26 protein-coding genes are annotated in these 23927 nt (G+C 49.8%); 18 read left to right on the top strand and 8 right to left on the bottom strand.

The genetic code is table 11. The annotated features are described in order from the left end of the window. Positions 1–375 precede the first annotated feature (375 nt). Positions 376–1572, top strand: coding sequence for a PD-(D/E)XK nuclease family protein (locus tag A918_RS0114765; RefSeq protein ID WP_022711808.1), 1197 nt, complete (start codon positions 376–378; stop codon positions 1570–1572). Here the strand turns inward: A918_RS0114765 and A918_RS0114760 are convergent. After that, entirely contained in the window at positions 1564–2550 is a 987-nt protein-coding gene (locus tag A918_RS0114760; protein WP_022711807.1) for a site-specific integrase, read from the bottom strand. The two genes, A918_RS0114765 and A918_RS0114760, sit on opposite strands and share 9 nt — an antisense overlap. A gap of 387 nt (positions 2551–2937) precedes the next feature. Between A918_RS0114760 and A918_RS21855 the strand changes: the two genes are divergently transcribed. From A918_RS21855 to A918_RS0114745, 3 genes are all read left to right on the top strand, one after another. Further along, positions 2938–3183 (top strand): hypothetical protein, encoded by a 246-nt coding sequence (locus A918_RS21855; protein WP_156831454.1) that lies wholly within the window; start codon positions 2938–2940, stop codon positions 3181–3183. Between the two features lie 183 nt (positions 3184–3366). Further along, positions 3367–4857, top strand: coding sequence for an SLC13 family permease (locus A918_RS0114750; protein WP_022711805.1), 1491 nt, complete (start codon positions 3367–3369; stop codon positions 4855–4857). A 145-nt stretch (positions 4858–5002) separates the two neighbouring features. After that, positions 5003–6187 carry a glycerate kinase gene (locus tag A918_RS0114745; protein WP_022711804.1) on the top strand — a complete coding sequence of 395 codons (1185 nt, stop codon included), beginning with the start codon at positions 5003–5005 and terminating at the stop codon, positions 6185–6187. 58 nt (positions 6188–6245) lie between these two features. Here the strand turns inward: A918_RS0114745 and A918_RS0114740 are convergent, their stop codons facing one another. Beyond that, the gene (locus A918_RS0114740; RefSeq protein WP_245257338.1) at positions 6246–7592 is read right to left on the bottom strand and encodes a S8 family serine peptidase; all 1347 of its coding nucleotides are present in this window, start codon (positions 7590–7592) and stop codon (positions 6246–6248) included. A gap of 198 nt (positions 7593–7790) precedes the next feature. Between A918_RS0114740 and A918_RS0114735 the strand changes: the two genes are divergently transcribed. The 3 genes from A918_RS0114735 to A918_RS0114725 all read left to right on the top strand — a co-directional run bounded on the left by A918_RS0114735 (position 7791) and on the right by A918_RS0114725 (position 9704). Continuing rightward, positions 7791–8333, top strand: a complete 543-nt coding sequence (locus tag A918_RS0114735; RefSeq protein WP_022711802.1) for an RNA polymerase sigma factor — start codon at positions 7791–7793, stop codon at positions 8331–8333. Next, on the top strand, positions 8330–9154 hold the full coding sequence (locus A918_RS0114730) for an anti-sigma factor (protein ID WP_022711801.1): 825 nt from the start codon (positions 8330–8332) through the stop codon (positions 9152–9154). Before A918_RS0114735 ends, A918_RS0114730 begins: the two co-directional genes overlap by 4 nt. 79 nt (positions 9155–9233) lie before the next feature. Further along, positions 9234–9704: a PliI family lysozyme inhibitor of I-type lysozyme gene (locus tag A918_RS0114725; RefSeq protein WP_022711800.1), complete on the top strand. Its 471-nt coding sequence runs from the start codon at positions 9234–9236 to the stop codon at positions 9702–9704. Between the two features lie 11 nt (positions 9705–9715). Here the strand turns inward: A918_RS0114725 and A918_RS0114720 are convergent, their stop codons facing one another. After that, a complete protein-coding gene (locus tag A918_RS0114720; protein WP_022711799.1) occupies positions 9716–10639 on the bottom strand; it encodes a LysR substrate-binding domain-containing protein in 924 nt (307 codons plus the stop codon). Between the two features lie 242 nt (positions 10640–10881). On the opposite strand from A918_RS0114720, the gene A918_RS0114715 reads away from it, so the two are divergent. Together A918_RS0114715 and A918_RS0114710 are read left to right on the top strand one after the other, a co-directional pair. Further along, positions 10882–11523 carry a hydrolase gene (locus tag A918_RS0114715; protein ID WP_022711798.1) on the top strand — a complete coding sequence of 214 codons (642 nt, stop codon included), beginning with the start codon at positions 10882–10884 and terminating at the stop codon, positions 11521–11523. A 105-nt stretch (positions 11524–11628) separates the two neighbouring features. Continuing rightward, complete coding sequence (locus A918_RS0114710) at positions 11629–11925, top strand: putative quinol monooxygenase (protein WP_022711797.1); 297 nt, start codon at positions 11629–11631, stop codon at positions 11923–11925. Positions 11926–12012: 87 nt separating this feature from the next. Here the strand turns inward: A918_RS0114710 and A918_RS0114705 are convergent, their stop codons facing one another. Then, positions 12013–12774, bottom strand: coding sequence for an SIMPL domain-containing protein (locus tag A918_RS0114705; RefSeq protein ID WP_022711796.1), 762 nt, complete (start codon positions 12772–12774; stop codon positions 12013–12015). Between the two features lie 83 nt (positions 12775–12857). Continuing rightward, on the bottom strand, positions 12858–13292 hold the full coding sequence (locus tag A918_RS0114700; RefSeq protein ID WP_022711795.1) for an NUDIX domain-containing protein: 435 nt from the start codon (positions 13290–13292) through the stop codon (positions 12858–12860). 443 nt (positions 13293–13735) lie between these two features. Here A918_RS0114700 and A918_RS0114695 point away from each other — a divergent pair, with 443 nt between their 5' ends. The 3 genes from A918_RS0114695 to A918_RS0114685 all read left to right on the top strand — a co-directional run bounded on the left by A918_RS0114695 (position 13736) and on the right by A918_RS0114685 (position 16117). Next, entirely contained in the window at positions 13736–14527 is a 792-nt protein-coding gene (locus A918_RS0114695) for an amino acid ABC transporter substrate-binding protein (protein ID WP_022711794.1), read from the top strand. Positions 14528–14660: 133 nt separating this feature from the next. Beyond that, the gene (locus tag A918_RS0114690; protein ID WP_022711793.1) at positions 14661–15341 is read left to right on the top strand and encodes an amino acid ABC transporter permease; all 681 of its coding nucleotides are present in this window, start codon (positions 14661–14663) and stop codon (positions 15339–15341) included. Continuing rightward, positions 15341–16117 carry an amino acid ABC transporter ATP-binding protein gene (locus A918_RS0114685; protein WP_028233848.1) on the top strand — a complete coding sequence of 259 codons (777 nt, stop codon included), beginning with the start codon at positions 15341–15343 and terminating at the stop codon, positions 16115–16117. The genes A918_RS0114690 and A918_RS0114685 overlap by 1 nt, the downstream gene beginning before the upstream one ends. A gap of 149 nt (positions 16118–16266) precedes the next feature. Here A918_RS0114685 and A918_RS0114680 read toward each other — a convergent pair whose 3' ends face one another. Further along, entirely contained in the window at positions 16267–17235 is a 969-nt protein-coding gene (locus A918_RS0114680; RefSeq protein WP_371257527.1) for a hypothetical protein, read from the bottom strand. Between the two features lie 371 nt (positions 17236–17606). On the opposite strand from A918_RS0114680, the gene A918_RS0114675 reads away from it, so the two are divergent. Further along, a complete protein-coding gene (locus A918_RS0114675; RefSeq protein WP_022711790.1) occupies positions 17607–18200 on the top strand; it encodes a nitroreductase in 594 nt (197 codons plus the stop codon). 35 nt (positions 18201–18235) lie between these two features. Continuing rightward, the gene (locus A918_RS0114670; protein ID WP_022711789.1) at positions 18236–18841 is read left to right on the top strand and encodes a flavin reductase family protein; all 606 of its coding nucleotides are present in this window, start codon (positions 18236–18238) and stop codon (positions 18839–18841) included. Positions 18842–18882: 41 nt separating this feature from the next. Here the strand turns inward: A918_RS0114670 and mazG are convergent, their stop codons facing one another. Further along, a complete protein-coding gene (gene mazG, locus A918_RS0114665) occupies positions 18883–19707 on the bottom strand; it encodes a nucleoside triphosphate pyrophosphohydrolase (protein WP_022711788.1) in 825 nt (274 codons plus the stop codon). Positions 19708–19830: 123 nt separating this feature from the next. Between mazG and galE the strand changes: the two genes are divergently transcribed. Together galE and A918_RS0114655 are read left to right on the top strand one after the other, a co-directional pair. Then, positions 19831–20841: a UDP-glucose 4-epimerase GalE gene (gene galE / locus A918_RS0114660; RefSeq protein WP_022711787.1), complete on the top strand. Its 1011-nt coding sequence runs from the start codon at positions 19831–19833 to the stop codon at positions 20839–20841. Between the two features lie 145 nt (positions 20842–20986). Then, a complete protein-coding gene (locus A918_RS0114655; protein WP_022711786.1) occupies positions 20987–21976 on the top strand; it encodes a bile acid:sodium symporter family protein in 990 nt (329 codons plus the stop codon). A gap of 75 nt (positions 21977–22051) precedes the next feature. Here the strand turns inward: A918_RS0114655 and A918_RS0114650 are convergent, their stop codons facing one another. Then, positions 22052–22243: a CsbD family protein gene (locus A918_RS0114650; RefSeq protein ID WP_022711785.1), complete on the bottom strand. Its 192-nt coding sequence runs from the start codon at positions 22241–22243 to the stop codon at positions 22052–22054. 113 nt (positions 22244–22356) lie between these two features. Here A918_RS0114650 and A918_RS0114645 point away from each other — a divergent pair, with 113 nt between their 5' ends. After that, positions 22357–23181 (top strand): methyltransferase, encoded by an 825-nt coding sequence (locus A918_RS0114645; RefSeq protein WP_022711784.1) that lies wholly within the window; start codon positions 22357–22359, stop codon positions 23179–23181. A 345-nt stretch (positions 23182–23526) separates the two neighbouring features. Further along, complete coding sequence (locus A918_RS0114640) at positions 23527–23919, top strand: hypothetical protein (protein ID WP_022711783.1); 393 nt, start codon at positions 23527–23529, stop codon at positions 23917–23919. The last annotated feature ends 8 nt before the right edge of the window (positions 23920–23927 follow it).

The following is a 23927-nucleotide window of genomic DNA, read 5'->3' as shown; positions in this document are numbered from 1 at the left end:
AGAAATGGTATGCTGTCACCAGCACACTTTGAACAGAACCACAAACTGAAGACGAAGAGTGTCTAATAAACTCGGGGCTATTCAGAACTCTTACTTTGGTGGGCTTATTACACGTATTGAGCGACGTCCAATTTCTGACAATAATGGAGAAATTAGAAATGTCGTTTATTTCAAGCCTGAGCTGAAGGCTAAAGGTTTGCGGTGGCCCGGCAATCTGCAGGGACAAATTGAATATTGTGTAAATACAGAATTGTCAGTTGAACAATTAACGTCTTAGTTAAATATTTTGCTGAAAATCATATCTAGCTTATTGATTAAGCCTCTACATATTGATCACGCCCACATTAGCAGCATGTTTGGTTTTCGGAAAATGTTATGTCGTTGGAACGAAAAATAGAAAAGCTTTTAATTGAAGATGCTAATTTTGTTGAGTTAGAAAAAGAGTTTGATCAGTTTTGCCTATTTGAAGCACTAGGCATGATACGCTCAGAGATAAGACATGGAAATTACCTAGCATATTTGCTGAATCCAGCACGTCCTCATGGTTTTAACACAGAAATACTCCGTGCATTCCTCATGTGTGTTTCGCAGAAATGCGTTCTCTTAAAAGACAGATACCAGCTGAATGCGCTTGATGTTCATTTGATGGATATTGAGCAAGCAGAGGTGCGACGAGAATGGAGAAATATTGATCTTCTTATTGTGCTAAAATCGCAGAAGGTCGTGATAGCTATAGAGCTTAAGATTGATGCAAGCCAAAGTCATGATCAACTAGAGGGGTATAGAAAAATCATTGAACAAGAGTGGTGCCCTTCAGAAGGATGGAAGCATATCAATGTTTTTCTCACGAAACATATTGAAAATCCTAATGATATCGGTAATTGGGAGCCGCTTTTACTTAAAGAGCTTGTTGAGTATTTGCAAGTCGTTGCAGATCAACCTAACGATGGTCAGGCAGCTGAGATGCTCCGATCTTATTTGCGGATGCTTAGGAGACATCATTTGGAAGATACTAGACTAGAAGAAATGGCACGAAAGTTGTGGGCAAAACACAGTGAGGCGCTTACATTTCTTGCTGATCGACGCCCAGATGCAACAGGATTTTTTCTAGAGGCACTAAATGATAGAAGAGAGGATCTTATCAGTTTATTGGAAGAAAAAGGTATTGAGATGCTATTTGAAGGGGGAGGTAAAAAAATCCTTCGTTTTGCATTCAAGGAATGGGATGCTTTACCCGAGTTCAAAAATGCTAATTGGACAGAATCTAAAAGATTTATTTTGTTAGAATTGAAAAGGGATGGTTCTAAGATAGACGCTTGCTTATATTTAGGACGCGGCAATGAAAGTATACGTCAAAAATACTTTGCTACCTTGGAGGGCAATCCGTTTGGTGGTTCTAATATAGGCAATAGTCGTGATTGGACATGTCTCGCTAAACAAGAAATTTACAATGAAAAAATCACTGAAGGGGAAGATCCGGAGAATTTAATAAGAACAACATTGCTATCTATTACAAATTTTGCAAAAATAGTTTTCGAGCATTACAATCCACTTCTTCAAAAGCTAACCTAAACGATCAACCAGATCGACGGCGCGCAAATGGCTGTAGCGTTGTAACATGCGCAGTTCCTTGTGTCCGGAAATCGTTGCAGTTTCAATGACGTTCAGACCTTTTTCTAAAAGGCGCGAGATTGCCTCGTGACGCAGATCATGAAACCGGAAGTCGATCATGTCAGCACGAACGCGAAGATGCTCCCACGCTTGTCCTACGGCTGACTTCGTTAGGGGGAATACACGTTGATCAGCGCTTGCCTTTTTAAGTTCTACGAGTGTTCGTAAAGCAAGCTGCGACAGTGGTATGTCACGGCTTTCACCATTCTTAGTCATATCCAAATGAGCTATACGGCGATTGAAATCGATGTCTTGCCACTCTAGCGAAAGAATTTCACCTTGGCGCATAGCTGTTTCGAGTGCGATGATAACTAGCGAGCGCATATAAGGATTGCGAGCGGTATCAGCGGCTTCCAGCAGTTTTTGCTCTTCACCTTCTTCTAGTCGTCGTTCACGACCACGTGGCGGTGATGGTCGTCTGATCATCCGGCATGGATTTTGCATCAGATGCACACCCCACTCTTTGCGACCAATGTCGATGGCGTGTGCTAGCGTGTTCAGCTCTTTAAGTATTGTGGACGTCGCAACAACCTTCAACCGTTCATCACGATAGAGAGCAATGTCGGTAGGACTAAGCATGGCAAGAGTGCGATATGCGATCTCATGCTTCATAAGCACACGGATGCGATAGGTTTCGGTTTGAGCGCTACGTTTATGTGGTGTGATTTCCGTCAGGTAGCGTTCAAGCAACTCCCTGAGCGTCATTTTCTCGGCAAGGCGCGTATCGATGAAACCACCTCCGCGATCTAGTTCAGTCTCGAGATTGCGTGCCCACTTCTCAGCATCGGCTTTAGTGTCAAAGCTCTTGGCTCGTGGTTTGAGCCCCTTACGGCGAACCTGTGCCTGCCAGCGTCCACGTAATTTACGAATTGTAGCCATAGAAACTCCATCCGGTATTTCTATAGTCTGTAGGACGCCCCTTTATAGGTGCCAAGGAGGAAACCAGAACGTGAGTTTGACGGCATTGTCAGGCCTTGCATCATGATCGTAAGACCGGAAACATAGGTGTCGAGGAGAGTGGCGAGGTTGTGCCGATTGACCCGTTTTACGACTGGAAAACACCTCAGAACATCGAGGAAACCAAGTTTTTTAAAATCGCCTTATCCTGATTTTCAGGGCAGCTCTTTGTCGTAGATACGCAAGCAATATGAATGCTGACAACATTTATCTGCTTGAGTGGCGGGGATGCGCCTGAATACAATTCTGACGCTATAAAAGCGTGATCACCTTGTTTAAGGTATTGAAATAATAGGACTATTTTAGAGCTTGATCGCAGCCTTCGGACTCTTCGGAGGGCAGCACTCTATCCAGCTGAGCTACGGGTGCGCAGTCGCTTTTGATATAAAGCAAAGCCGTTCTAACCCAAGCGATCTTTCGTATCAATGGGGTATGGCCGAATTGATTGCAGATTATGTGCGTAACTTTGCGGTTACTATCATTGATTTACAGCGTACCGCCTTATCCCTGTCGGATCTTTTTCATCGTGCCGCATTTATGCAAGCGGATGTGTGATTGCTTTTTCTCAAAGGGTGGAGATCGGGCAGGCTTTGATATAGTTGGAGCCGATAAACCGCGCTTATTGCTGTGTTTTTACGGTGCTTATGATTCTGCGCCGGTGCAATTTTTGAAATAAAACGGAATAATCTCATGCCTCAGCCGTTAGCCCTGACAAGAAATATATAAGGGCTCAGGCTAATGGCAGAACAATCACTTCATAATATTACAAGACTTACACCGGCTAAAACGGCGGACAGTTCATCAAAAGCTGTTGTGCCGGTATCGGCAATGCCGCTGAAACAAGTGAAGCAAATCATTGCGGCACTGATCCTTGGTTTTTCCGCTATTTTGATTTTTGGAGCGATTGACGGGCTGACCATGCCAATGCGGGTGTCCGTTGCGGTTTTCGTCATCACGCTTGTTTGCTGGGTGATATTGGATCTGCCGGAAACACCTGTAGCGCTCGGTGGTGCAATCGCACTGGCTGTTACCGGAACCGTGAGTAATGAGGCTGTCTATGCGGCGCTTGGCAAAGACATAATCTGGCTGATGCTGGCGGCCTTCATTCTTGCTGCTGTTTTGCAGGCATCAGGTCTGATTGAAAAATTGTTACTGCGTAATCTGACGAGGCTGAAATCCGTCCGGTCACTGTTTTATCTGCTGACATTGTTTGTTTTCATGACGGCTTTCATTATTCCTTCCACCTCTGCACGTGCAGCAATTTTGCTGCCTGTCTATGTGGCAATTGCCGGTACGGCATTCAGTGCCGGTTTCACCTGCGCTTTGGCCTTGTTGTTCCCCACGATTATTTTGCTGTCTGCCGGTGCGTCACTCACCGGTGCAGGTGCACATCTGGTGGCTGCGGATTTCATCAGCCGAACCGGTGGTCGTGAAATGGATTTTCTCAGCTGGATTGCTTTTGCCGCACCGTTCTCACTGCTTATCAGTCTGATTGCCTGCGAGCTTATTCTGCGCTTGTTTTTGAATGCTGAAGAGCGCAAGCAACCGCTGCCGCAATGGACGGATAAGCAGGACGAAACAGCACTTACACGTCAGCAGAAAATGCTGTTGCTGATTACTGGCGCAACCGTGGTGATGTTTGCCACCACGGCATTACACGGTATTGATATGCCATTGATTGCCTTGATTGCCGCATTGCTGGTGACATCTGAAAAGCTCTCACCGGTTTCCTTTAAAAATGCACTGAAACTGGTGGAGTGGAACCTACTGCTGTTTTTAGCCGGTACTCTGGTAATCGGCGAGGCGCTGCTCACCACCGGTACTGCGGAACTGATCGCACAGCGGATGCTGAATGCTTTTGGTGCCGGACTGGCTGGATATCCGGCGCTGATTATCGGTTTTGCTGCGATCACAGCGACCTTGGCGCATATTGTCATCAATTCCCGAACCGCCCGGGCTATTGTGCTGATACCTGCGCTTTGTCTGCCGCTGGCCGGTCTCGGAATTGCAGTCACGCCGCTCATTCTGGTGGTTACACTGGCCAGCGGATTCTGCCAGACACTGCTGGTTTCCGCAAAACCTGTCACATTGTTCGGCACAGCCGATCCGCAGCCTTTCAGCCAGCGGGATTTGCTGAGGCTGGCACTCTGGCTGATCGTGCCATTCATTGGATTGCTGATGATATTCGCCTTGCTGATATGGCCGATGCAGGGAATGAGCCTGAAATAATTCAAAGAGTTACATAGCCCCGATAAAAATCGGGGCTTTTTTTTATGTTTTATGAAAATAAATAAAATTTTGCGGAATAAACCGCATCAGCCGCCGTTCTTCCCTTGCAATTCAATTGTCACAATTTGCAAAGGAAACTGTCACAATGTCTATCACTGTTCTGGTTGCCCCATCAGGTTTCAAAGAAAGCCTGTCCGCGGATGAAGCTGCAGATGCGATTGAGAAAGGCATTCGACGGGCTGTGCCGGATGCACATATTATTAAAGCGCCGATGGCAGACGGCGGCGAGGGTTTTACCAAAGCGCTGATTAATGCCACGCAAGGTACATTGCATGAGGTGATGGTGACCGGTCCGGTCGGTCAGCCGGTGCAGGCACATTTCGGATTTCTGGGCACACGCGGTGCCAATGGTGACGCCAAGCGCACGGCCGTTCTGGAAATGGCCTCGGCCGCAGGGCTGAGCCTCGTGCCCCGTGACCAGCGCAACCCATGCCTGACCACCAGTTATGGTGTGGGCGAATTGGTCAAAGCCGCACTGGATGCCGGTGCCGAGCGCATTCTGCTGGGCTGCGGTGACAGCGGTATTAATGACGGCGGTGCAGGTATGGCGCAGGCGCTCGGCATTAAACTGCTCGACAGTGCAGGGCGCGTGCTTGACACCGGTGGCGCTGCTCTTGGAAAACTCGCCGCAATTGATATCAGCAATCGCGATCCGCGTCTTGAAACTGTGCAGATTGATGCGGCTGTGAACTGGCATAATATGTTGCTGGGAGAACGTGGCGTGGCCCGTGTGTTTGGCCCGCAGAAAGGCGCAACGCCGGAGCAGGTGGAAATACTGGCGCATGCTATGGAAAATTATGCGCATCACATCGGTCTGGCGACCGGTATAGATGTCGGTTCTGCGCAAGGGGCAGGGGCTTCCGGCGGCTTGGGTGCTGCGGTTCTGGGTCTGCTCTGCGGCAAGCTGCATCCGCGCTATGAGATCGTTATGCAATATCTCGATCTTGACCGTTATCTGACGGATGCTGATCTGGTGATTACTGCCGAAGGCAGTCTGGACGGGCAGACACCATTCGGTAAAGTCCCTGCAGAAGTGGCCTTACGCGCCAAAAAACGCGGTACTCCGGTGATCGCGCTGGCGGGTACAATCGGGAAGGGGGTACGCCTCAATCTCGATCACGGTATTGATGCTTTCGCATCTATCCTGAGCCGCCCCTGCTCACTGGAAGATGCGATTGATGCCGCCCCTAAATTACTGGCACATGCTTCGGAAGATGCCGTACGTATGGTGATGATCGGCATGTTGATGAACCATCGGATGGCTGCCTGAACAAAACAAGCGCCTTAATTATAAGCCCTGCAATATCCATTGCAGGGCTTAATTTTTATTAGCTGGTGCAAAGAGCCTGTGCATTAATCAGTCCCCAGCCAAAGACAGGGTCATGACCGGGTTTTCCCATATCTTTGGCCTGACGGCTCAGTTCTTCCGCAATTTGCCGGTTATCCAGATCGGGCTTTTCAGCTTTCAGCCTTGCTGCTGCGGCAGTGACAAATGGTGCTGCAAAAGATGTGCCGGTCTTTTGCCGTGCGCCGGATACGGAAGCTGCTGTCCAGACGCCGACACCCGGTGCAGCCAGATCAATATGCTCGCCGCGCACAGCACGTCTGTACGGATTGCCGTTGCGGTCAACAGCGGTTACCGCAATCACATTCTGATAGGCGGCAGGATAAACCGGCTTGGCATGAGGGCCTTCATTACCCGCAGCCGCAACCAGTGTAATTTTACGTTGTGCCGCCGCCTCAACGGCCTTTTGCAGCAATAAATTATCCGGCCCTGAAAGGCTCATATTGATGAGCGGTACTTGTTTTTCCGCCAGAAGATCAATCGCGCGGATCAGGTCATAGGTTGTGGCGCGGTTATTATCGCCTTTGGTGCCGTGAAACACATCCACTGCAATCAGTTCTGCCTGCGGAAGCAAGCCCGGTGCACGGCTGTTTTCAGCGCCGACAAGCAGAGCCGCAACGGCTGTACCATGCTGCGTACCTGATTGCGGTAGCTCATCATCACTGAGGCGGATGATTTCCAGACGCGCCTGTTTGAGCGATTCATGATCGGGATTAACTGCCGTATCAATCAGGCCGATCTTTGGCAGTGTGGTGCAGGTTGCTGCACCGGCTTTCGGCTCATTCCAGCCGATCAGATCACGCATCAGCGTGCAGTCTGTGCCGTTGCAGGCTGCGGGTGCCGGTTTTGTTTCTGTTTTCGGGGCGGTTGTCTGTTCCGGTTGGTAATAATGGTTGAAATCAACCACCGCATCCGGCACGAGCGCGGATACCCGCTGGCGTGCAGTTTGCAATGACATTTTTGCCGGTATTTGCAGGCGCGTGAGCTGTGCTCCTGTCAGGCGCATTTCCACTCTGTCAGCCACAGAAAAACCCTGTTGTTGCAATTGTGCAATATTTTCATCGCTGAGACCGAGTGCGACAAGCCTGCGGGGTTCGTAAACAGGTGCTGCCTGTTGACGTTTCTTTACCGTGCTGCGTGTTCTGGGCGCCTGTATCTGGCGGCGATTGTCCAGATAGTCCATCAGCGTCTGCGGCCCGCGAAAGCGTTTGCCGCCGTCACTGCCGGAGCGTCCGCTATTGCCGGATCCTCCGTCATCACTGCCACCATCATCACCGTCATCATCATCTGCATAAGCGGCACTGACGACAGAGAACTCAGCGGAAAGCATCAGCGACGGAGCGGTTGTTACAATACCCGTCGCAACAAATAAAAGACTGGCAGAGCGGAGAAGCCTGCCGGTATGCCTGTATAGACAATTTAACATTGATCTGTTCCAGTTTTCTGTTGATGGGCTTTATCGTAAGATTGCCCAAATGCAGAACGTATGGCTCGGTGTTTTATTCGATTTTTCGGACAGAATCCTCTTATGACAGATGACGGACTAAGTTTTTCACAGCGTTTAATAGGTTTTTTACCGAATTTACGCCGTTTTGCTATCGCTTTGTGCCGCTCCCGCGAGTTAGCGGACGATCTGGTGCAGGCCGCCTGTGAAAAAGCACTGGCCGCAGAACACAGTTTTCAGCCCGGCACACGCTTTGATGCATGGATGTTCCGCATCCTGCGCAATATCTGGATTGATACATTACGCAGGCAGAAGACAGCCGGTATCAGCGATGATATTGCCAATCATGAAGATATCAGCACACCATCAGGTGAAGATGCGGCTATTGCCCGTATGACCCTGCAAAATGTGTCGGAAGCAATCGGGCATTTGCCTGACGAGCAGCGCGAGGTGCTGCTTATGGTCTGCGTGGAAGAGCTTTCCTATAAGGAGACTGCGGAGCTGCTTGAGATACCGATAGGTACTGTTATGAGCAGGCTGGCGAGAGCGCGGAAAAATCTTGCTGAACGAACGGGAATAGACAAGGATCCCATGCGTTTATCCCCTGTGAAAGGCGGTAATCAATGACACAATCCCAACCGCATAAAGATTTCAGCGATGAAGAGCTGATGGCCTTTGCCGATGGCGAGCTGGATGAAGAGACAACGGCGCGTATTGAAGCAGCTATGGAGCATGACGATGCGCTGATCGCGCGCGTGGCGCTGTTTATGGAAACCCGCGCGGCTGCACAGGACGCTTTGCGACCAATGCTGGATGAGCCGGTGCCGGAGGCATTAATGGCTGCTGTGCAGGGCATGGTTGCGCGCCACGAGCAGGAAAAACAGCAGAAAACTGCTGAGGTGGCAGAGCCGGTTTCAGCGGATGCAGAGCGCGGGAATGTCATTGTTCCATTTCGTGCAAAGCCACGTAAACCGCTTTTTGCAGCCAACTGGTCGGCAGCCGCTGCAGCTGTTTTGCTGGCTGCGGTTACCGGTTTCAGCGGTTATTTCATGGGGCAGAGCGGCCTGCAAAATGCACAGCCTGAAGGTGCAGGTCTTGCTTCGCTCACAGCATCTGCCGTGCAGGCACAATTGCATAAAGTGGCTTCCGGCGAGACTGTCAATCTGGCTGAGCAGAATGCCTCAATGCAGGTGATTGCCAGCTTCCGTGACGGGGAAAATCATCTCTGCCGTGAGTTTCGTCTGAACAGCGCGGGGCAGTCCGGCTATGTGGCTGTGTCTTGTCTTGAGCAGGAGGATTGGAAATTGCGTTTTGCTCTGGCTTCACAGCAGGATACGCAAAATTATATCCCTGCCTCAGCACAGGAAACTGTCGATATTTATTTGCAGTCCATTCAGGCCGGTGCACCGCTGTCAGCGGAAGAGGAAAGGGCAGCACTCAAGCAGTGATGCATCATAGGAAAGTCTTATTGTACGGGCATCTTTGGGAAATTGCTTAAAGATTTTTCAAAGATGTCAGGAAAAGACAATGCAATATTCAAAGCAGATTTTAACCGCAGCCCTGGTCTCAACACTTCTGGTTGCGCCTGCATCCGCCAGAAATGCGGTAATGATGCCACTGCCGGATAAACGGATTGCAGTGATTTCAGAAGGTGATCTGGAACCTGCATCCATCGGCAGTTACACGGTTGCGCTCTATAAAGATGACGGGCTGATTGACTATCTTGGCGGCGGAATTTTTGCACGCGACGGCTCTGTTTTTGGTGAAAAGGGCGAGCCGCGTGTCAGTTTCGCGGATATTACCGGCGACGGTAATCCCGAGATGATTATCGCCAAACTAACTGCGGGTTCCGGTAATTATCTGGATGTGGATGTGCTGAAACTCGGTGATAGCACTGTTGAGCGGGTGCTGAATTTTGCAAGCGACACCAAGAAAGACCTGCTGATTGAAGCCAAACGTGCCTATAGCCAACAGCAACAGAACCTGAAGAAACCATAAAACGGCTTTTATTACCGGCTCAGTGACTCTGACAGATAACCAACAAGAGCACGGATATTGGGTGCCTGCGCTTTGGTTGAGGGATATACAGCATGAATTACCGGCTCATTAAGCCGGTAATCGGGAAGCAACTGTATCAGCTGTCCTGTTTTTATATCCCCGCTAACAATCCAGAGCGGCAATTGTGCGATCCCCAGACCGCGTATCACTGCATTGCGCAATGTTTCATGGCTGTCTGTTATCAGGCGCGGCACATGTCTGATGCGCTGCGCACGACCGCGTTCATCACGGAATGACCATTCATAGTGAGGACGACCGGCGCTGACAGCACGTTCAATTTTGGGGAAGCCAAAAGCAAGGGTCGGAAATCCTGCGAGATCTTTCGGTTCTGCCGGCGGAGACGCATTGCTGAATAAATCCCTGCCGGCGATGAGACATTGCGGATTTGTACCAATCACACGGGTCACAAGCGCATTATTCTCATGATGACCGTTATTGTCCTCGCGAATAACGAGGTCATATCCTTCGCCGATCACATCAACATTTCTGTTCAGGCATTTGAGATGCACATCAACCTTGGGAAAGTGCTGCATGAATTCTGTAATCAAATCGCTGATTTTATAATTGAGCGGCCCGACGGGGCAGACAATGCGGATGGTGCCGTTTGGCTCCTCGTAATTGCGGTCGATGATCCGCTGTGCGGCCTCAATATTTTCGAGCACAACAAGACATTGGCGGTAATATTCAGCCCCGACCTCAGTGAGTGCAAAACGGCGGCTTGACCGGTAGATCAGCGTTGCCTGCAAAAACTCTTCCAGATTGGTGATGTGTCTGCTTAAGGTCGATTTTTGCACGCCCGTTATCCGTGCCGCAGCAGCATAGCCGCCGTGCGTGACCACTTGGACAAAATAGAACAAGTCGTTCAGGTTCTGCATCGTTGCAAATATAGAATGCTGCGTTTCAGTATTCAAATCTTTTCTAATAAAGGCGCCGATGTTACTATTTCACCGCGTTGTTGTTTTTTCAGAAAACAACGGTCGGTAAATTTCGTCACCCGCAAGTAACTATCATCTTATCTGCTTGAAATTAAATCAGAATTGCGTTTCGGCTGAGGCTTTGATGCTCTCGGTTCGGGACGTTGTGGAATTGTTTTCCCTGTGTTCGAGGAGACTATGCAATGACAAGCGAACCCATTCGTGATCCTGTAAAAGACCGGCTGCTCAGCCCTAAAAACTCAGCCTTTATCATTATTGATTACCAGCCTGTGCAGGTGAATTCCATTGCCTCCATGGACAGGCAATTGCTTATCAATCATATCGTTGGCGCATCCAGAGCTGCACGCGTTTATGATTTGCCGATTATTCATTCAACCGTGAATGTAAAAACCGGTCTCAATAAACCTCCTATTCCGCAAGTCCGCAAAGCCCTTGAAGGAATTCCGACGATTGACCGCACCACAATCAATTCCTGGGAGGATGTTGAATTCCGTAAAGCCGTAGAGCAGGCCGGACGCAAGAAACTGATTATGACAGCACTCTGGACTGAGGCCTGTCTGACATTTCCGGCGATTGATGCGCTTGCTGAAGGCTATGAAGTCTATGTCGTGGCTGATGCTGTGGGCGGTACTTCGGTACAGGCGAATGAAGCTGCATTGCGGCGCATAGAACAGGCGGGCGGCAAGATGATCAGCGTGGTTCAGCTGTTCTGCGAATTGCAGCGTGACTGGCAGCGCAAGGAAACAGTTCCGCAATTTATGGATCTGTTCATCCAAACCGGCGGTACTGCCGGTATCCAATTCTCCTATGACAAAGCAGAGTAAGCTTTGCTTCCAATGCGGGCAGAACATTTCCGGTTTATTCTTGACCATTGGAAATGCTCTGTCCGCATTGAACAGGCAAGGATTTCAAATGAGAGGAGCATGTTTATGGGCGATCTCTTCGTTGTTGTCAGCCTGCGCGCCAAGGCGGGTAAAGAAGGAACATTACGGCGCGATCTTAAGGCGATCGTCGATCAGTCACGCAAAGAAGAGGGGAATATCAGCTATGATCTGTTCATTGATCGTGCCGACCCGTCCCGCTTTGTTTTCATAGAGCACTGGGCATCACAGGAACATCAGCACAAACATCATAATGAAGGGCCGCATATTCAGTTTTTCCATGAAAACGGGGCGCAAAATGTCGAAAATACAGAATTCGCCTATTTCCTTGACCGCTTGGAATGACACGGCGCGATTTTCCCGTACAATCCGACGCATAATAAAAAACCCTGCCGCCAGGGCAGGGTTCTGATTATTATATGACCGGTTCGCTTATTGTGTGATTTCGAACTTTACGGTCACATTCACATTGTAGCTGTTTTCACCGGCTGAAACCGGTACTGAATCAGCCATTGCTTCCTGAGCCATTGCGACCATTTTGGTGCGTGCCATCGGCATCGGGCGCGGATTATTGCCATATTCGGTGATTTCAAGCACGCGGCCGAGTTTTGCACCGGCAGTTTCGGTCAGGACTTTTGCCTTTTCCATGGCATTTTCCATGGCTTTTTTACGGGCATCCATCAGCACTTTTGACGGATCATCATTGACGAAACGCAGGCCGCCGCTCTGGTTGACGCCGAGATCAATGGATTTATCCAGCAGATCGCCGACTTTATCAAGATCACGCACGCGCACGGTCAGGCCGTTGGTTACGTTATAGCCGATGATTTTCGGTGCTTTCAGGCCGTTTTTATCGCTCGGATAAGTGTAGGTCGGCTGAATATTGACACCCGAGGTTTGCAGATCACGGTCTTCAATACCGGCTTCTTTCATCGCAGCCAGTACCTGAGACATTGCCTTATTGTTGTCGGTCATCGCTTCACGGGCGGTTTTAGCTTCCCGCAAGACGGTCAGGTCGAGAATAGCCATATCCGGAGCGGCCTGCGCTTCACCTTCACCGGTGATGACAATGAATGCCTGCTGTTTTTCTGACACATTTTTCTCCTGTGCAAAGGCCGGTTGCGAAAGCGCACTGGCAAAAGAAACCGCAAGAAATGCTGAAGCGAAAAGGGCGGCTGTTTTACGATGTGTCATAGTTTCTCCTGATAATGAAATCGGTTTAACTGCTATATTTCAATGAATTACGGATGTTTTTAGGCTAAAAGCAGGCAATCTGATTATAGTTTTGCGACATGCATAAATTCCTTGCATAGCGGCAGCAAATAATTCTCCGTCAAAGGTGCCAGCGGCAGTTCCACTTTTTGCAGCGGATCAACCCAGACAATTTCTTCAATTTCTGCGGCCTTGGCGACCGGCTGGGTGAGGGCAATGCGAAACACCTCAGCCTCAACCGTATAGCCCGGTTCATTTGCGGCCGGGGCCGAGAAAGCCCCGAGATAATGCGCCTGATCCTGATTGACCGTCAGTCCCAGTTCTTCACTAAGCTCACGCTGCAATGCTGCGACCGGTGTTTCTCCGTTTTCAATCTTACCGCCTGCCTGCATGAATGCGGTTGTACCCGCTTTGCGTACCAGCAAGATCCGGTTGTCCGGTGCCATCAGAATTGCAGCTGCAATGCGGATACGGTTTGTCGGGGTGGTTTCTGCGGACATGAGAAAAATTCCTGAGGGCAGTGTTAAAAGGAACTTCAGACAAGCGACAGCTTCTTATAGCGACGCAAATATGAAGCCTGGATGAATGATTTTCTGCAATATAGTCTGATTTGAGCAAAAATCTTCGTCTATCAGGCAACAAAACAGCGGTTCATGCATTATTCAGAAAATCAGTGGGCAGAATAAGCGTTTCTGTAGAATGTGTTTTTTCATTCTGCCAGCCTAAAGATTATGATTGGTATAAAATTCTACAATAGGACAAAATTAGGAATTTATTTTTGCATAATAAATTGCAGGACGTGGAATTATATCTGTGATGGTTTGAGTGGCCGTGACATCTTATTCGCAACACGGACTGAACCACAGCAGCTCCGCCCGGAAAGCTTTTATAATATGAGAATAACCTTTTCAGTGAAAAGGTTGCGTTTAAAAGGACAAGGTATATGAGCTGGTTTAAGTCTATTGTTGCAGTTGGTGTGTTGCAGTCAGCCGTTCTGGCTTCGGGCGTTATGACCAGCCAGTCTTTCGCTGATGCTGCTCTGGATCGCATCAAAGCGGAAGGCGTTCTCAAGATCGGTACAGAAGGTACTTACGCGCCGTTCACCTATCATGACAAAGACGGCAAGCTGGTCGGTTTTGACGTGGAAATCGGTCAGGAAATTGCCAAGCGTCTCGGCGTTGAAGCCAAATTCCTTGAAGGCAAATGGGATGGTCTGATCGCCGGTCTCGATGCCAACCGCTATGATGCGGTTATCAATCAGGTCGGCATTACGCCGGAACGCCAGAAGAAATACAATTTCTCCGAGCCTTATATTGCTTCAAAAGCCGTGCTGATTGTGAAAACCGGCAATACGGATATCAAGAAATTTGAAGACCTGAAGGGCCGCAAAGCCGCACAATCGCTGAGCAGCAACTATGGTAAAATTGCCCGTGAATATGGTGCGGAAATTGTTGCCAATGACGGTTTTGACCAGTCGGTTCAGCTGGTGCTGAGCGGCCGTGCGGAAGCAACAGTGAATGCCAGCCTGTCCTTCCTCGACTTCAAAAAGCAGAAGCCTGATGTGCCGCTGGAAGTTGCTGCCGAGCTTGAAAATGCTGACCGTTCCGGCGTGTTGCTGCGCAAAGGCGAGGAAGATTTGCTTGCCGAAGTCAACAAAGCGCTTGAGCAGATCAAAACCGACGGCACTTATGCCAAAATCTCCGAAAAATATTTCGGCGCAGACGTTTCTAAATAAGTTATCCTCCCGGAACTTTGATACCGGCGATATATTATCGCCGGTTTTCCGTTGCGCAGGCAACGGGGCAGGAACCATTTTCAGCCTCAGCAATTCCGTCTGAGGGGAAACAATTATGACGGGGACGCATTCAATGTCTGACGTTTTATCGCTTATGCTTGAATCTTTGGGGCCGCTGTTGTGGGCAGCTCTGATTTTCACTATTCCGCTGACATTATTGTCATTTCTGTTCGGCACAACACTCGGTCTTTTTGTGGCTCTGACCCGATTGTTCGCGCCGCGTCCCGTTGCAGCAATCGTCAATTTTTATGTCTGGCTGATCCGCGGCACACCATTGCTGGTGCAGCTGTTTCTGATCTTTTACGGATTGCCGAGTGTCGGCATTACGCTGGATGCGTTTCCGGCAGCGCTGATCGGCTTTACTTTGAGCATCGGTGCTTATTCCTCTGAAATTTTCCGCGGTGTGATTGTCGCGGTACCGAAAGGGCAGTGGGAAGCAGCCTATGCAACAGGCATGAGCTGGGGGCAGGCGATGCGCCGCACGATCCTGCCGCAAGCAGCACCCAATGCCGTGCCGCCACTGTCCAACAGCTTTATTTCTCTGGTTAAAGACACATCTCTGGCTGCCGCAATTACCGTGCCTGAAATGTTTCAGGCGGCGCAGCGTATCGTTGCCGTTACCTATGAGCCGCTGATCCTTTATGTCGAAGCCGCGCTCCTTTATCTGGCACTCAGCTCTGTGCTGTCTTATCTGCAAACCCGTCTGGAAGCACGTCTGAAGCGTTATGGCGGCTTTCTGGAGGTCCGTTCATGATGATCGAACTCAAAAATATCGTAAAAAAATTCGGCGACCATACCGTGCTCGACAATATCTCCCTGTCAATTGCCGAGGGCAGTGTGACAGCCTTTATCGGGCCGTCCGGTGCCGGTAAAAGCACGCTGCTGCGCTGTCTCAATCTGCTGGAAGTGCCGACTTCCGGTGATATTGAAATTGCGGGTGACAGGCTGAGTTTTTCCCCTGAACGCAAAGTCAGCCAGAAAGAAATTCATCTGATCCGCCGTCATTCCGGCATGGTCTTTCAGAATTTTCAGCTGTTTCCGCATCGTACAGTCACCGAGAACATCACTGAAGGTCTGATTACAGTTCAGAAATGGCCGAAGGAAAAGGCGAGGGAACGGGCAAAGCAGCTGCTTGAAAAGGTAGGCCTGTCGCAGAAGGCTGATGCATGGCCTGCAACCCTCTCCGGTGGCCAGCAACAGCGTGTGGCGATTGCCCGTGCATTGGCTCCGTCGCCTAAAATTCTGCTCTGTGACGAGCCGACTTCGGCACTTGATCCGGAATTGTCCGGTGAGGTGGTGGATGTTCTGGCGCAGCTGGCCAAAGAAGGCACAACCATGATTATGGTGACTCATGATCTGCGGCTGGCATCGAGAATTGCCGAGGATGTGCTGTTTATCGATAATGGTGTGATTGTTGAGCGCGGCACCGCGCAGGCAATCTTCCGCTCGCCAAAGGAAGATCGTACCCGCCGCTTCGTGAATACGCTGACCCATGAAGGTCAGGGTTTCAGTCAGGGCGCGGGTATTTGATTGAATTTTTTGCATTAACAAATTCAATCAAAATATTGATATAAATAAAAAACCTGCAATCAGATGATTGCAGGTTTTTTATTGCTGTGTGAAATTAGTTTGGAAATGACAATGATACTTCAGAGCATTTTCCATTTTTGGGAAATGTTTTAATCAACCTGATCGCTGTCGACTTCGTTCTCGGCTTTGGCAAATACGTCAACATCTTCGTTCTTGCCGGATTCTACTGTAAATTCACGCTGATAGAGGCGGTCTTTGTTTTTGGCCACAGCGATATAATCACCGGATGCAAGCACCAGCGATGCATAGGCGCTGACACTTTCATAGACGATATCACCATTGGTATTGACGATATTCCATGATGTATCGGCAAGCGCTTCCCCGCCGACATCGCGCAGCAATTTCAGCGTGACTTCCGCCGCATTATGCTCAACAGTTGCCTCCGTCAGCTTACCGGCGCTGACCACAATTTCGGCGCGAATTACGGCATTGGCATTGCCGTAATTGGAAACTACGTGATAGGTGCCGCTATTGAGGCGCACCACCGTATCCGGTTTGATATTCGGTACGATCAGCGAGCGCTCATTGCCTTCATCGTCATTTTCATAAATCGAGAAGCGCAGGAACTTGTCAGAAATTTCCTTGCCATCCGGCAGTTTGGCACTGAGTTTCAGACCGCCTGCATCAAGGATCAGCTTTTCATGGCGACTGGCATTGCGCACAGTAATGCGCTTGGTGGCTCCGGCGCGGCCAAAGCTGACATGGACGAGATAGCTGCCTTCCGGCAGTGAAAAGCTGGCAGTGCCGCCTGTTGCTGTTGCAATCAGCGGCAGCTTGTCTTCACCATCCGGTTCCGGCGAGAATACACGCCATACCAGCCCCTGGCTCAGAGCAGGGCCGTCCTGTGTCAGTTGCGCTTCCAGCAGCAACTCATTCTGATTGGCCAGCGGTGAGTTCTGCAGGCTGCGCGGATCAGCGTAAGGTGTGATGCCTGCTGCCGGAGCTGCCGGCGACATAATTGCACCGGTCGGCGGTGTGTTGTCCGGCGTACCGCCTTCCGGCACTGAAATTTTCGGTAATTGCAGCTTGTCGAATTGCGCGCCCGGCACAACGCGCATGGAGAAACCGTCCTGCGGTTGAGGCAGTGCCTGAGCTAAGGCTGAACCACTGATCATCAGACCCGTCGAAACCAATGCAAAAGCGCAGAGATTGCGGCATTGTTTTACACGCCGTGTGTTATTGGCTGATAAGTTTCTGGCGTGCAGAACAGGGCTGAATTTCATAAGCCGGTACTCATTTGAATTTCAAAGTCTCAAGTCTTTATTGTTTGACCGCAGTGTAAAGGCATTTTCAAGGCTGCGCCCAGCAAAATATCGCCCGTTTGCATTATAAACACATATTACTGCATATGCGCTCTGTCATTGCAGAGCAGAATTGGCAATAAAAACGGTCATAATGACGGAATCGAACAGAACAGACAGGAAAAAACGTGTCAGATCTCATTGATTTTTTGAAAACCCGCAGCTCCACACCGATTGTCGGCCTGATTGAGCCTGCACCTTCGGCAGATGAGCTGGCGCAGATCCTGACCATTGCCTCCCGTGTGCCGGATCACGGTAAGCTCAATCCGTGGCGCTTTATCATTTATCGCGGCGATGCCCGCATCCAGATTGGTGAAATGCTGGCAGAGCGGGCAGCACAGCGCGCACAGCAGCAGAATGAAGAATTTAACGACAGTCATCGTGAGAAAGAGCTGAAACGCTTCTCCCGTGCGCCGCTTGTTATCGGAATTATCTGCAGTCCGCGTGATACAGACCGTATTCCTGAATGGGAGCAGTTCCTGTCATCGGGGGCTGCGGCGATGCAGCTTTGCAATGCTGCCAATGCACTGGGCTATGGCAGCAACTGGATTACCAACTGGTATTCCGATGACGAGGAGGGCAAGCGTCTTCTCGGAGTTGCGCCCCATGAAAAAGTAGCCGGTTTTGTGCATTTGGGTACGCCTAAAGCTCCGGCACCGGATCGTCCTCGTCCTGAGTTGCAGGCAATTGTTTCGGACTATAGCGGGCCATATCAGGGCTGAACCGGCTTGCCGGAACGGAAAAGCAGAGTAATTTGATGTTTTATGAACCGCAAAACGGCCATGGCCTGCCGCATAATCCGCTCAAGGCCATTGTTGCGCCGCGTCCGATCGGCTGGATCGGCACGCGCTCGAAAGAGGGGGCTTTGAACCTCGCCCCCTATTCCTTTTTCAATATTGTCTGCGATACGCCGCCTTTGCTGATGTTCAGTTCATCAGGCTACAAGGATAGTGTGGCTTTCATTGAGGAAACGCGTGAATTTACGGCCAATATGGTTGGTGAGCATCTGGCAAAACAGATGAATGCAACATCCGTTAATGCGCCGCGCGGTGCCAGCGAGTTCGACTATGCGGGGCTGACTGCTGCTGCCTGTGAGCAGATTGCTGCGCCGCGTGTAGCGGAGGCCTATGCATCGCTGGAATGCGTTGCCGTGGATATTCGGCAGTTGCAGGGCAGGGATGGTCGGCTGACGGATTCCTATATGGTGATCGGCGAGGTGGTCGGTGTGCATATTGATGAGGCTATTCTTACCGATGGTCTGATTGATATCAGCAAATCCAGACCGGTAACCCGTCTTGGCTATATGGATTTCGCTACAACCGACACGGTTTATCAGATGTTCCGCCCCAAATGGGGCGAATAATCTGTTCCATAATCTGGGGGCAGGCAGGAGAATTGTAAATTCTATTTTCCGGCCTGTTTCGCTTTATTCCAGAGTGCTTCCATCTCATCGAGAGTGGCAGCTTCCAGCGAATGATTGTCACTGTTCAGTTCGTCTTCAATGAAGTGAAAGCGGCGTTTGAATTTCTCATTGGCTGCGCGCAGCGCCATTTCCGGTTCCAGTTCAAGATGGCGCCCGAGATTGACCATGGCGAAGAGCAGATCACCATATTCTTCCGCAATATTGGCCTTGTCCTGATTGTCCATCGCCTGACGCAGTTCCTGCGTTTCTTCCGCAACCTTATCCAGAATAGGCGCTGCTTCCGCCCAGTCAAAACCGACGCGCGCAGCTTTCTGCTGATATTTCAGTGCGCTGACCAATGAAGGCAGATAAGTGGGAACGTCATCGAGAAAGCCTTTTTTCTCAGTGGTTTCAAGACCAAGCGCGGTGCGGCGGGCAATGCGCTCATCTTTTTCAATCTGTTTGATACGGTTCCATGACCCTTTGGCCATACCAGCCGAGCGCGCCTCGTCATCACCAAAGACATGCGGATGGCGGCGGATCATTTTGTTGGTCACAGCTTCCACAACATGCCCAAAATCAAAACCGCCTTTTTCTTCGGAAATACGGGAATGGAACACTACCTGCAACAGCAGGTCACCAAGCTCTTCACGCAGGTCGTCCATATCATCGCGCTCAATGGCATCAATGACTTCATAGGCTTCTTCAAGCGTGTAAGGCGCAATAGTGCTGAAATCCTGCTCCACATCCCACGGGCAGCCGGTTTCAGGATCACGCAGCGCCACCATAATGTCTAAAAGGGTCTGAATATCGCGGGAAGGCTGCATGTCTGGTTCCTGTCTCAACAGCGACCGGAAATAATTCCGGTTTATGATATGGCAATTTAAACCTACTGGTGCCATAAAATCGGGCACAAGAAAACCGTCTGTAAACAAATCAGCGAGAGACGAATGACAATTCTGGTAACCGGCGGTGCCGGCTATATTGGCTCGCATACTTGCGTTCGCCTGCTTGAAACCGGCCATGATGTGGTCGTGGTTGATAATTTCGACAACAGCCATCCGGAGGTTTTTCAGCGTATTGAGCAGATCACCGGAAGAATGCCGAAGCGCGAAACCGGCGATATCCGTGATCGTGAGTTTCTCCAGAAAGTCATTCAGACCTATCAATGCACATCGGTGATCCATTTTGCCGGTTTGAAAGCTGTCGGTGAATCGACCCAGAAGCCGCTTTATTATTATGACTGCAATATGCTCGGCACTTTGCGTCTACTGCAGGCCATGCGCAGTACCGGCGTGAAAAAGCTGGTCTTTTCTTCCTCAGCCACTGTTTATGGTGATCCGCAGCATCTGCCGCTGGATGAAAACCATCCATTATCCGCGACCAACCCTTACGGCCGCACCAAGCTGATGATCGAGGAAATGCTGCGCGATCTCTATAATAGTGATCCTGAATGGAGCATTGCCATTCTGCGCTATTTCAACCCTGTCGGCGCCCATGAAAGCGGGCTGATCGGTGAGGATCCGAAGGGTATTCCGAATAATCTGATGCCGATTATTGCGCAGGTTGCCACCGGCCGTCGTGAAAAACTGAGCATCTGGGGTAATGATTATCCGACACCGGACGGCACCGGCGTGCGCGATTATATCCATGTGACCGATCTCGCCGAAGGGCATCTCAGAGCGCTTGCAAAGCTGGATGAGCCAAAATGCATGGCTATCAATCTCGGCACAGGCGAGGGCTATAGCGTGCTCGATGTTATCAAAGCCTTTGAGCATGTTTCCAATCAGCAGATCCGCTATGAAATTGCACCGCGCCGTCCCGGTGATGTTGCGTCCTGCTATGCGGACCCTGCTCATGCCAAAGAGCTGCTTGGCTGGAGTGCCAAGAAAACTCTGCGTGAAATGTGCGCCGATATGTGGAACTGGCAGTCAAAAAATCCGAACGGATATGCGGATTAAGATTGCCTGAAAGATATTTGCTTTGCATCACTCTATAGTGCAAAGCAATAATTATATCTGCCGTAAAATCATTTAATTATAATGATATATGTCATTATTTTAATTGATTACATCAGATTCAGAATACAGAAATGAGTTTGGATATATGCGTTTTCTTCCCGATAAATTTATCTCGACTCTCATTCTGGCAATTCTGGTCGCTTCGCTCTTACCCGTCAAAGGTGAGGCTGCTTACTGGTTCGGACTGGCGACGAAATTTGCAATCGGTTTGCTGTTCTTCTTGCATGGGGCAAGATTATCGCAGCAAGCCGTTGTGCAAGGCATTGTGCACTGGCGGCTGCATCTCGTCGTATTGGCGGTCACTTTTGTTGTATTTCCGCTGATCGGGCTTTCGCTTGGCTGGGCTATTCCGAGTTTCGCAAATTCGGCATTTTATGCGGGAATTCTGTTTCTCTGCGTTCTGCCATCAACTGTTCAGTCATCCATCGCTTTCACTTCCATCGCCAAAGGCAATGTACCGGCCGCGATTGTTTCCGCTTCCGCATCCAATATTCTCGGCATGTTTCTGACGCCGCTGCTGGTCGGATTGCTGTTCACAACACAGGGTGAGGCGGGCATTTCGCTTGATGCATTAGAATCCATCCTGCTGCAATTGCTGGTTCCTTTCGTTGCCGGACAGATTTTGCAGCCGTGGATCGGGCATTTTATACGCCGTCATAATAAAGCGCTGGGGCTTGTTGATCGCGGTTCTATCGTGATGGTCGTTTATCTCGCTTTCAGTGAAGCGATGGTACAGGGATTGTGGACGGAAGTTTCCGGTCATGATCTGGCAATTTTGATTGCTGTGAATATCGGCCTGCTGGCCTTCATTCTGTGGTTCACCGGCTTCATTGCTAAAATGCTTGGCTTTTCGCGTGCAGACCGGATTACAATCATTTTCTGCGGGTCTAAAAAGAGCCTTGCCAGCGGCGCACCAATGGCCAGCGTGATCTTTCCGGCTGCGATGGTGGGCGGAATTGTACTGCCACTGATGATTTTTCATCAGATACAGCTGATGGCTTGTGCGGTGCTTGTCAGAAGATATGCGGCACAGGCGGATGCGCTTGAAAGCAGTCAGGCAGAGCAGGGACTTTGACAGTACAAGAGAAGAGGGTGCATCACCCTCTTCTCTTTAAGTTTATGATATATATTAATAATTTATGCGTAGCCATTAAGCCTTATCGACGAATTTTTTGATTGTATCTTTGGCTTTGCCTTTGGCCTGCGGGGCTTCACCTTTCAGTTCCTGTGCACGGCCTTCAGCCTCTAATTTTGCAGAACCGGTTGCCTTGCCAACTGCCTGCTTGACATTACCGGCGGCTTCGTTAGCAAGGCCTTTGATTTTATCTGTTGTGCTGTTCATGATAATCTCCCTTGAGGGTGTGATGTGAAATGACTTCACCGGATCAACGTATAAGCAGCGCAACAGTTCCGGTATTTGTGCAGCGTATTCCTAAATACAGAAAGTTATAAAACATGTCTGAGACGCCGATATTTGATGAAGACGCGCTGGAACAAGCCTATAATGAAGCGTTGAAACTGGAAAAATCCGGTGATTTTGACGGTGCTGCAAAAGCCTATCAAAAGGCGCTGGAGATTGATCCGGCAGACCATGGCGGCGCTGCTGTAAGACTGGCCAGTATGGGACGAGGCGCTGTGCCTGTGAGCGCGCCTCCGGCCTATGTCGCTACTTTATTCGATCAGCATGCAGAGATGTTTGACACGATCCTCGTAGACGAGCTGGGCTATGATGTTCCGCTGCAACTGGCCGACCAGCTGGAAGAAATTGATCCTGATGCACATTATGCCCGTATGCTCGATCTGGGCTGTGGCACCGGTCTTGGTGCGGATGCCTTGTTCGAAATGACCGAGCATCGCACCGGCGTTGATATCGCTGAAAACATGATCGCGATTGCGGATGAAAAAGGCGATTATAATGCGCTCTATGTCGGCGAAGTTGTGAATTTCCTTGACCAGACGACTGCGCCGGCATGGGACATTATTATCGCTACGGATGTGCTGCCATATATGGGTGAGCTGGAGTCGTTTTTCTCAAAAATCCCGCTGAATTTGAACCGCAACGGTATTTTCGCATTTTCAAGCGAAACGCTGGCTGACAAGGATTTTGCCGGCCGTGATTATACTGTCGGGCCGCATCAGCGTTTTGCGCATAAACGGGATTATATTGAAAAGCTGCTGCTGAGCCATGGCATTAAAATGCTGCGCGTGACGGATATCACTGTGCGCAGCGAACAAGGCAAGCCGGTTCCTGGCCATTTGTATATTGCCCGTAAGGTTTAAGCCTTAAAATCCAAGGATTACAGGACGGCAGATATAACATCTGCCGTTCTTTTATACAGTATTTAGTTCCATAATCTATCTTATGTGATTTAAAATTGTAGCCGCAAAGTTAAAATGTCCTGTTTCTGCAAAATAGAAATGTCACACTCTCCGCATTACATATTTTGGCTCTGAGTGTGCGTCATGTTCATCGGCTGCTGGATCGTTTTATTGAAGATGGCGCGGCAGAATAACAATCGTCCCTTTAGGTCATTGCGTATATCCATACTGCGTGAGAGTGTCACTTCTGTCATGTGACAGATACACCTTCGTCGGCCTGCTCCATCTTCCGAAAGGACATCCTCAATGAAGTGCCTGCGCATCTACGCCTCACCGGACGGTGAATCTCATTTTGATGAGATTGATTTGCCAACCACTAAGAGGTCAGTGCATCCGGAAGCGGCTCCCTTTGACGTGACCGCCAGCTATCCAGCCTCTCGCGTGCGTATCACTCATATCCCGGCGGGGATGCGAGAAGTGGCGTGGCACAAGGTACCGGAACCAGTCCTGACTGTTAGACTTGATGGCTCAGTTGAATACGAGACGAGTGACGGCGAAATACGACATGTCTCGGCTGGTAGCTTTGTATTAGTCACTGACACATATGGTAAAGGCCATTTGTCACGTCATTCACCGGAAGCACAAACGGTAATCTGGATATCATTACCCAACGGCCTTGAATTGCCGTCCCCGGAATGATCTCCAAT

Source organism: Pseudochrobactrum sp. AO18b (assembly GCF_000409565.1).
Lineage (GTDB): Bacteria > Pseudomonadota > Alphaproteobacteria > Rhizobiales > Rhizobiaceae > Pseudochrobactrum > Pseudochrobactrum saccharolyticum.
The sequence above is the reverse complement of the archived record's forward strand: the minus strand, read 5'-3'. Positions and strand labels throughout refer to the sequence as shown.

Coding starts and splice junctions, on each gene's coding strand:
- A918_RS0114685 (WP_028233848.1), top strand. CDS start 15,341: ATGATCGAACTCAAAAATATCGTAAAAAAATTCGGCGACCATACCGTG.
- A918_RS0114735 (WP_022711802.1), top strand. CDS start 7,791: ATGACAGATGACGGACTAAGTTTTTCACAGCGTTTAATAGGTTTTTTA.
- A918_RS0114750 (WP_022711805.1), top strand. CDS start 3,367: ATGGCAGAACAATCACTTCATAATATTACAAGACTTACACCGGCTAAA.
- A918_RS0114640 (WP_022711783.1), top strand. CDS start 23,527: ATGAAGTGCCTGCGCATCTACGCCTCACCGGACGGTGAATCTCATTTT.
- A918_RS0114760 (WP_022711807.1), bottom strand. CDS start 2,550: ATGGCTACAATTCGTAAATTACGTGGACGCTGGCAGGCACAGGTTCGC.
- A918_RS0114645 (WP_022711784.1), top strand. CDS start 22,357: ATGTCTGAGACGCCGATATTTGATGAAGACGCGCTGGAACAAGCCTAT.
- A918_RS0114720 (WP_022711799.1), bottom strand. CDS start 10,639: ATGCAGAACCTGAACGACTTGTTCTATTTTGTCCAAGTGGTCACGCAC.
- A918_RS0114700 (WP_022711795.1), bottom strand. CDS start 13,292: ATGTCCGCAGAAACCACCCCGACAAACCGTATCCGCATTGCAGCTGCA.
- A918_RS0114725 (WP_022711800.1), top strand. CDS start 9,234: ATGCAATATTCAAAGCAGATTTTAACCGCAGCCCTGGTCTCAACACTT.
- galE (WP_022711787.1), top strand. CDS start 19,831: ATGACAATTCTGGTAACCGGCGGTGCCGGCTATATTGGCTCGCATACT.
- mazG (WP_022711788.1), bottom strand. CDS start 19,707: ATGCAGCCTTCCCGCGATATTCAGACCCTTTTAGACATTATGGTGGCG.
- A918_RS0114730 (WP_022711801.1), top strand. CDS start 8,330: ATGACACAATCCCAACCGCATAAAGATTTCAGCGATGAAGAGCTGATG.
- A918_RS0114695 (WP_022711794.1), top strand. CDS start 13,736: ATGAGCTGGTTTAAGTCTATTGTTGCAGTTGGTGTGTTGCAGTCAGCC.
- A918_RS0114740 (WP_245257338.1), bottom strand. CDS start 7,592: ATGCTTTCCGCTGAGTTCTCTGTCGTCAGTGCCGCTTATGCAGATGAT.
- A918_RS0114650 (WP_022711785.1), bottom strand. CDS start 22,243: ATGAACAGCACAACAGATAAAATCAAAGGCCTTGCTAACGAAGCCGCC.
- A918_RS0114745 (WP_022711804.1), top strand. CDS start 5,003: ATGTCTATCACTGTTCTGGTTGCCCCATCAGGTTTCAAAGAAAGCCTG.
- A918_RS0114715 (WP_022711798.1), top strand. CDS start 10,882: ATGACAAGCGAACCCATTCGTGATCCTGTAAAAGACCGGCTGCTCAGC.
- A918_RS0114680 (WP_371257527.1), bottom strand. CDS start 17,235: ATGCGCGTTGTGCCGGGCGCGCAATTCGACAAGCTGCAATTACCGAAA.
- A918_RS0114690 (WP_022711793.1), top strand. CDS start 14,661: ATGTCTGACGTTTTATCGCTTATGCTTGAATCTTTGGGGCCGCTGTTG.
- A918_RS0114670 (WP_022711789.1), top strand. CDS start 18,236: ATGTTTTATGAACCGCAAAACGGCCATGGCCTGCCGCATAATCCGCTC.
- A918_RS0114655 (WP_022711786.1), top strand. CDS start 20,987: ATGCGTTTTCTTCCCGATAAATTTATCTCGACTCTCATTCTGGCAATT.
- A918_RS0114710 (WP_022711797.1), top strand. CDS start 11,629: ATGGGCGATCTCTTCGTTGTTGTCAGCCTGCGCGCCAAGGCGGGTAAA.
- A918_RS0114705 (WP_022711796.1), bottom strand. CDS start 12,774: ATGACACATCGTAAAACAGCCGCCCTTTTCGCTTCAGCATTTCTTGCG.
- A918_RS0114765 (WP_022711808.1), top strand. CDS start 376: ATGTCGTTGGAACGAAAAATAGAAAAGCTTTTAATTGAAGATGCTAAT.